1 protein-coding gene is annotated in these 642 nt (G+C 64.3%); it reads left to right on the top strand.

Features of this window, described 5'->3' with window-relative positions; genetic code table 11:
- A partial coding sequence (locus tag AC1DRE_RS25110; protein WP_476987168.1) for a 3-deoxy-7-phosphoheptulonate synthase occupies positions 1 to 642 on the top strand: 642 nt, incomplete at both ends.

Raw genomic sequence — 642 nt, 5'->3', positions numbered from 1 at the left:
GTCATGACCTTTGCCGCCGGCTGCCCGGTGGTCAAGGTCGGGCGCATGGCCGGCCAGTTCGCCAAGCCGCGCTCGGCCAACGTCGAAACCATCAATGGCGTGACCTTGCCGGCCTATCGCGGCGACATCGTCAACGGCATCGGTTTCGATGAAAAAAGCCGGGTGCCGGACCCCGACCGCCTGCTGCAGTCCTACCACCAGGCCACCGCCACCCTCAACCTGCTGCGAGCCTTCGCCCAGGGCGGTTTCGCCGACCTGCACCAGGTGCACAAGTGGAACCTGGACTTCATCGCCAACTCGGCCCTGGCCGAGAAGTACAGCCAACTGGCAGACCGCATCGACGAAACCCTGGCCTTCATGCGTGCCTGCGGCCTGGACAGCGCGCCGCAACTGCGCGAAACCAGCTTCTTCACCGCCCACGAAGCGTTGCTGCTCAACTATGAAGAAGCCTTCGTGCGCCGCGACAGCCTGACCAACGACTACTACGACTGCTCGGCGCACATGCTGTGGATCGGCGATCGCACCCGGCAACTGGACGGCGCCCACGTGGAGTTCCTGCGCGGGGTGAACAACCCGATCGGGGTCAAGGTCGGCCCGAGCATGAACACCGACGAACTGATCCGCCTGATCGATATCCTCAAC

The organism is Arthrobacter sp. P4_H3 (genome assembly GCF_056400885.1).
The sequence above is the reverse complement of the archived record's forward strand: the minus strand, read 5'-3'. Positions and strand labels throughout refer to the sequence as shown.